5 protein-coding genes and 1 tRNA gene are annotated in these 6,761 nt (G+C 53.0%); 3 read left to right on the top strand and 3 right to left on the bottom strand.

The genetic code is table 11. The annotated features are described in order from the left end of the window. Both O6944_12260 and serS read left to right on the top strand, forming a co-directional pair. On the top strand, positions 1–867 hold an 867-nt coding region (locus O6944_12260; protein ID MCZ6719908.1), incomplete at its 5' end, for a recombination factor protein RarA. 175 nt (positions 868–1,042) lie between these two features. Further along, on the top strand, positions 1,043–2,314 hold the full coding sequence (gene serS / locus O6944_12255) for a serine--tRNA ligase (protein ID MCZ6719907.1): 1,272 nt from the start codon (positions 1,043–1,045) through the stop codon (positions 2,312–2,314). A 24-nt stretch (positions 2,315–2,338) separates the two neighbouring features. On the opposite strand, the gene pntB is transcribed toward serS, so the two are convergent. The 3 genes from pntB to O6944_12240 all read right to left on the bottom strand — a co-directional run bounded on the left by pntB (position 2,339) and on the right by O6944_12240 (position 6,208). After that, positions 2,339–3,742: a Re/Si-specific NAD(P)(+) transhydrogenase subunit beta gene (gene pntB / locus O6944_12250; protein MCZ6719906.1), complete on the bottom strand. Its 1,404-nt coding sequence runs from the start codon at positions 3,740–3,742 to the stop codon at positions 2,339–2,341. An 11-nt stretch (positions 3,743–3,753) separates the two neighbouring features. Next, the gene (locus tag O6944_12245; GenBank protein MCZ6719905.1) at positions 3,754–5,319 is read right to left on the bottom strand and encodes a Re/Si-specific NAD(P)(+) transhydrogenase subunit alpha; all 1,566 of its coding nucleotides are present in this window, start codon (positions 5,317–5,319) and stop codon (positions 3,754–3,756) included. Positions 5,320–5,536: 217 nt separating this feature from the next. Beyond that, positions 5,537–6,208: a Bax inhibitor-1/YccA family protein gene (locus O6944_12240; protein ID MCZ6719904.1), complete on the bottom strand. Its 672-nt coding sequence runs from the start codon at positions 6,206–6,208 to the stop codon at positions 5,537–5,539. Positions 6,209–6,600: 392 nt separating this feature from the next. Here O6944_12240 and O6944_12235 point away from each other — a divergent pair. Continuing rightward, a tRNA-Ser gene (locus tag O6944_12235) sits at positions 6,601–6,688 on the top strand. Positions 6,689–6,761 lie beyond the last annotated feature (73 nt).

Genomic DNA, 6,761 nt, shown 5'->3' with positions numbered 1-6,761 from the left:
TTATCTCGGGTTCGAATCTATGTCCTCAAGGCATTGGCGCCGCAGGAAATCCGCAAGATCATTGATAGGGCACTCGCTGATCAAGATCGCGGTCTCGGGGAATTGGGTCTTAGCATGGATGGTGCAGTCCGTGATCAACTTGCACTAATAGCCGATGGTGATGCCCGATGTGCCCTGAATCTCCTTGAGATTGCCGCGGATCTCACTGACGATGGGGGTATTGACGTTGATGTATTGGAGCAGGTCGTTGCGGGTGGAAGCTTACGTCGCTTCGACAAGCGGGGGGATGCATTCTACGATCAGATATCTGCCTTGCATAAATCTGTACGCGGTTCCTCACCCGATGCGGCACTCTATTGGTTCGCGCGCATGTTGGATGGTGGGGTCGATCCACTGTATGTTGCCCGCCGTGTGGTGCGGATTGCCTCGGAGGATATTGGGAATGCGGACCCAAGAGCGCTTCGGATCGGATTGGACGCGTGGGAGACCTATGAGCGACTGGGAAGTCCAGAGGGCGAGCTCGCAATAGCGCAAGCGGTTCTCTATATGGCGTGTGCCCCGAAGAGCAATGCGGTTTACAAAGCCTTCGCTGATTCTATGGAGGACGCCAAAGGAAAAGGATCACTTGAAGTACCGCTGGCGCTGCGTAATGCGCCCACGAAGCTGATGGAGGCGTTAGGTTACGGCAAGGACTATCGTTATGCGCACGACGAACCAGAAGCCTATGCCGCAGCAGAAAGTTATTTGCCAGAGAAACTCAAGGGCAGAAGGTACTATTTCCCAACAGACAGAGGACTCGAGATTAAGATTGGGGAGAAACTCGAAAGGTTGCGTGCACTGGATGAGAAGACACTAAAGACAAAGTGATGGTAGTGCGCCCATGTTGCTTACGAGTTAGTTGGCAGCGCCGGTTTTGCGTGATAAAGAAAAATCAGTTACACCAAATCTTTTTGCATGATGCATACTCCGTCCATGCGATTCTATCGTATACATGGTCAAAGAATTTGTCTTGATGAAAACCTTATCCATACATAGATAACCCATGCTCGATCCGCATCTGCTCCGAGCGAAACTCGACGACGTCGCGAAGGCGATAGCCCGCCGTGGCGTGACACTCGACACAAAGGAGTTTAAGCGCTTAGAAACAGAACGGAAGCGTCTGCAGGTGGACACTCAGGAATTGCAGCACCAACGTAATGCTCAATCCAAGATGATTGGTGAGGCCAAAGCAAACGGACAGGATATCGCACTATTGGTTGCGAAAGTGGCCGATCTCGGTGAGCAGTTACAACAAAGTGAAGACCAACTTGAAACAGTGCAAGCTGAACTCGAAGAATTATTGTTAGAGATTCCGAATGTTCCCCACGAAACCGTGCCGTACGGTCAGACCGAGGAGGAAAACCAGGAGATCCGGCGCTGGGGGCAACCACCGGCATTTGATTTTGAACCCAAAGATCATGCAGAGCTCGGTGAGGCGCTTGGAATGATGGACTTTGAGTCGGCGACTCGTATTGCAAGTTCCCGATTTGTCGTGCTGGCGGGTCCGCTGGCTCAACTCCAGCGCGCACTCATTCAGTTCATGCTGGACGTGCATACCACTGAGCACGGCTACAAGGAGGTCTATGTTCCATTTATTGTCAATGAACGTAGTATGCAGGGCACCGGTCAACTGCCGAAGTTTGCGGAGGACCTTTTTGCTGTACCCGAACAGGGCTTCTACCTGATTCCTACCGCTGAGGTACCCCTTACTAATCTCGCTCAGGATCAGATCATTCCCGCCGACGAGCTTCCCCGTAAGTACGTCAGCCACACTCCGTGTTTTCGAAGCGAGGCAGGATCCTACGGCAAGGACACGCGCGGCATGATACGCCAACATCAGTTTGAAAAGGTGGAACTCGTCCAGCTCGTTCAACCTGAAACGTCTTATCAGGTACTAGAAGAACTCACCACTCATGCTGAGGTCATCCTGCAACGACTTGGGCTGCACTATCGTGTCGTGGCGCTTTCTACCGGTGATCTCGGGTTTGCGGCTGCAAAGACGTATGATCTTGAAGTCTGGATGCCCGGGCAGCAGCGGTACCGGGAGATCTCGTCATGTAGCAATTTCGAGGCGTTCCAGGCGCGCCGTATCAAAGCGCGCTGGCGAAATCCCGAAACCGGCAAACCTGAGCTTTTGCACACGCTAAATGGTTCAGGGCTTGCGGTGGGTCGTACGCTGATTGCGATAATGGAAAATTACCAAGATAAAGATGGAAGCTTCCGTGTACCGGAAGTACTACAGAATTATCTTGGCGGTGTAACCGTCATCGGATAATCCTGGCACAGGGGTTTCCTGCCGTTATGTTTCAAGCGCCTTGAATACTGCTTCTAAGCTGTCCTTTGCATCGCCGAAGAGCATCCGCGTATTTTCTTTGAAGAATAACGGATTATCGATACCTGCATAGCCCGAGGCCATACTTCGTTTAAGAACGATGGTGGTCTTGCCATTCCAGACTTCCAAAACTGGCATACCCGCGATCGGACTATCGGGATCGTCCTGGGCGGACGGATTGACGATGTCATTGGCACCCACCACGATAGAAACATCGGTGTCAGGAAAGTCATCATTGACTTCATCCATCTCAAAAACGATGTCATAGGGTACCTTGGCTTCGGCGAGCAAGACGTTCATATGACCCGGCATACGCCCTGCAACGGGATGAATGCCGAATCGCACGTTCATGCCTTTTTCCCGAAGGAGCTTTGTTATTTCATAGACGGTATGCTGAGCCTGTGCCACTGCCATACCGTATCCGGGTACGATTATGATGTTCTTGGCTGCATCGAGTAGATTGGCCGCCTCTTCGGCGTTTATGGAGATGACGTCGCCGGCATCACCGACAACTCCGTGAGCTGTCCCTACTTCGGTACCGAACCCACCGGCAATGACGGCAAGGAAACGTCGGTTCATCGCCCGGCACATGATGTAGCTCAGAATCGCGCCACTACTCCCTACCAGTGCGCCGATGACGATCAAGAGATCGTTGTTGAGCATGAATCCGGTGGCCGCCGCGGCCCACCCCGAGTAGCTGTTCAACATGGAGATAACGACCGGCATATCCGCGCCGCCAATGGCCATGACCATATGCATGCCGAAGGCCAGCGCAATGATCGTCATCAGCGTCAGAGGAATGAGCCCGCCGCCTTCTGCCGCCCCATCGAGGAAGAGCTTTCCTAACCAGATCGCAAGTATAAGTAGCGTCAGGTTAAGCCAGTGACGGGCCGGGAGGAGCATGGGCTTACCACTGATCTTGGCGCTCAGCTTGCCAAACGCAATGACGGAACCAGAGAAGGTCACAGCGCCGATCAGTACACCAAGATAGATTTCGATTTCATGGATAGTTTTGTCAACACCGAAGTAACTGGAACTGGCGGAAGGATCCATAAAGTTGGCAAAGCCCACGAGCACCGCGGCAAATCCGACAAGACTGTGGAGTATCGCCACCAGCTCCGGCATCTGTGTCATTTGGACCCGCATAGCAAGTCGGAAGCCGATCGTGCCGCCAATGAGCATGGCGATAATCAAGAGCCAGTAACTGGTCACCGCATCGCTTAATATCGTGGCCAGCACCGCGATCGTCATACCGATGATGCCGTAGAGATTTCCGCGTCGTGACGTTTCCGGGTGACTTAAGCCCCCCAATGCAAGGATAAAAAGGACAGTGGCGCCGATGTAGGAGACGGTAACTAATCCGGCTGACATGGCTCCTTCTCCTACTTCCTAAACATCTGCAGCATTCGCTGGGTGACAGCGAAGCCGCCTGTGATGTTGACGCTGGTAATGAGTATCGCGATGCCGGCGAGTGCTGTGAGCAACCAGCTGGGTGCCGACACTTGAATGAGCGCACCGATGATGATGATGCTACTAATGGCGTTTGTGACACTCAAAAGCGGGGTATGTAAGGCAGGTGTTACATTCCAAATCACCATGTACCCCACAAAACACGCCAGTACAAAGACGGTAAAGTGCGTCATGAACGAGGGCGGTGCCACAAGGCCAAGCCCAAACAGTGCCAGGCCCCCGAGAACAACAGGGAGGAGTGCTTTGACTGGTCTTGGAAGGAGCGCTTTCTTTTTCTCCTTGATACCAAGTGCGGGTTTCTTTTTTGCGGCCGCTGCCGGCGGGGCAGCAGAGATCTTCGGTGCCGGAGGCGGCCAGGTGATCTCCCCCTCTTTAATTACCGTTGCGCCACGGATGACCTCGTCTTCCATATTTACGTTAATGACCCCATTTTTCTCGGGGGTCATGTCTGTGAGTAGGTGGCGCAGGTTGTTCGCGTACAGTTGACTCGATTGCGTCGGCAAACGGCTCGGCAGATCGGTATAGCCGATGATCGTAACCCCGTGTTTGACTACTATCTTGTCGGGTTCAGTCAAGGCGCAGTTACCACCTTGTTCGGCTGCAAGATCGACAATAACGCTCCCATCCTTCATGGATTCCACCATGCCCTCGGTAATCAACTCGGGTGCCGGCTTGCCGGGTATTAGTGCGGTCGTGATGATGATGTCCACGTCCATGGCCTGACGGGCAAAGAGTTCCATTTCGGCCTTGATGAATTCTTTACTCATCACCTTGGCGTAGCCGCCCTTGCCGGTCCCTTCTTCTTTGAAATCCAGTTCTAAAAATTCTGCGTCCATGCTCTGGATCTGTTCCTTCACCTCAGGTCGGGTATCGAATGCCCGCACAATAGCGCCTAACGCTTTAGCGGTGCCGATAGCCGCCAGTCCTGCGACACCGGCACCGATGACCAACACTTTGGCTGGCGGGATCTTGCCAGCAGCCGTGATCTGACCCGTAAAAAATCGGCCGAAGTGCTGGGATGCTTCGATCACCGCACGGTAACCGGCAATATTGGCCATAGAACTCAGCGCATCGAGCTTCTGTGCGCGGGAAATGCGAGGGATGCTGTCCATGCCCAAAACCGTCGCGCGTTTTGCGGCGAGACGCTCCATTAGTTCTTTGTTTTGTGCTGGCCAGATAAAACTGATGAGCGTTCCGCCATCTTGCAGGAGTTCGACTTCATCGACGCAGAGCTCGGGATGGGTCTCGGGTGGTCGCACCTTGAGGATGATGTCTGACTTGGCCCATAAGTCTTTTGCGTCTTCAATGATCTCAACGCCTGCCTCCCGAAAGGCGGCATCAGAAAAGTTTGCTTGCAAGCCGGCGCCGGATTCGATTGCGACCGTAAAGCCGAGTTTTTGCAGCGCTTCGGCGGCCTCCGGTGTTGTGGCTACACGTCTTTCCCCCGGATGGATCTCCTTGGGTATCCCAATCTGCATCTGGATTCTCCCCCTGGCTGAAGCTAATATCTCGCGCTCAATTGGCGCATGAAAAGCGGGTTAAAAAAAGTGGTGATGCTAGCATGTTAGTCACGAATCTTCTATGCGTTCTGTGTTGCACAACGTGTATAACGCAGATCAGCGAGTACCATCAAGGCCTACAAAAAACCCCGGCGATGCCGGGGTTCATGTTACTAAAAGTGGATCTTGTCCGTGACTAGTCTTCGCCCGCAAACGCGCCTAATAGATGTAATAGGCTCATGAATAGGTTGTAGATGGCAACATAGAGCGTGATCGTGGCCATAATGTAGTTTGTCTCACCGCCGTGGATGAGCGCGCTGGTTTGATAAAGGATGAGTCCTGCCATCAGCAAGACGAACATCGAGGACACCGCAAGTGCAAGCCCCGGCATATCAAAAAAGATGGCGCCGAGTCCTGCGAGGAAGGCGACCAGGATACCGACCATGAGAAAACCGCCCATGAAGCTGAAGTCTTTACGGGTGGTAAGTGCATAACCGGATAGGCCAAGAAAAATGACACCGGTACCGCCCATGGCCATCATCACCAATTGTGCCCCGTTGGAGAAGTAGGTGAGATAGGCACTGATAATGGGGCCGAGTGTCAGGCCCATGAAACCGGTCAGTGCAAAGATAAAAACCAGGCCCCAGCCGCTGTTTCGAAACTTGGTGGTAAGAAAGAGCAAACCGAAATAGCCGGCCAGTGTCAGTAAGACACCGGGGTAGGGCATATTGAAGACCATGGATAGCCCGGCGGTGGCCGCGCTGAAGACCAGCGTCATCGACAGCAGGATATAAGTGTTGCGGATCACCTTGTTGGTGGCAAGGATGGACTCCGCAGGCCGCGCGACCGCGTATTGCGTCGGATTCATATTGTGGAAACCTCCATAACTCAAAGAAATGGCGCCTTGCTCAGCTTGGATAGTGGAGTGAGGCACTTGGTTCAATGATACGACTGGATCGCAAAATTGCAATTTTCACAGGCTTTTGGCTCAAGACCTTATCCGTTATGCTTTGTTTTTATTGGAGAGGTCGCTGAGGAGTGGTGCATGGATGCACCGTTTACGGAGCTAAGGATGTAGTGGTCGACCAAATCGTCGGGGTGAGGCGGAAATGCGATTGGTCTGGTAGACCAATGGCCCGCCGAGCGCTCTGCATCTGGATGCGCAGAGCCGGAGTTCTTAGCGAGGTAAGGATTGCTGAGCTTAGAACTGATTTGAGCGGCGGAGATTAGAACCTGTAAACAGTAGGAACAGCAAATTCCGGAGAGGTGGCTGAGTGGTCGAAAGCGGCGGTCTTGAAAACCGTTGTACCGCAAGGTACCGGGGGTTCGAATCCCTCCCTCTCCGCCAATAATTTCAAGGTGTTAGTATACCTTTTGGGTTCATAGGTGTCCGGAAAGACGATTATTTGCAAACATTCTGC

The organism is Gammaproteobacteria bacterium, from assembly GCA_027296625.1.
In the GTDB taxonomy this organism is placed as follows: Bacteria; Pseudomonadota; Gammaproteobacteria; order JAKEHO01; family JAKEHO01; genus JAKEHO01.
This window is presented reverse-complemented; position numbering and strand designations above follow the sequence as displayed.

What these genes read in the sequence shown, in the direction of transcription:
- serS (MCZ6719907.1), top strand. Translation starts at nt 1,043, where the DNA reads ATGCTCGATCCGCATCTGCTCCGAGCGAAACTCGACGACGTCGCGAAG.
- pntB (MCZ6719906.1), bottom strand. Translation starts at nt 3,742, where the DNA reads ATGTCAGCCGGATTAGTTACCGTCTCCTACATCGGCGCCACTGTCCTT.
- O6944_12245 (MCZ6719905.1), bottom strand. Translation starts at nt 5,319, where the DNA reads ATGCAGATTGGGATACCCAAGGAGATCCATCCGGGGGAAAGACGTGTA.
- O6944_12240 (MCZ6719904.1), bottom strand. Translation starts at nt 6,208, where the DNA reads ATGAATCCGACGCAATACGCGGTCGCGCGGCCTGCGGAGTCCATCCTT.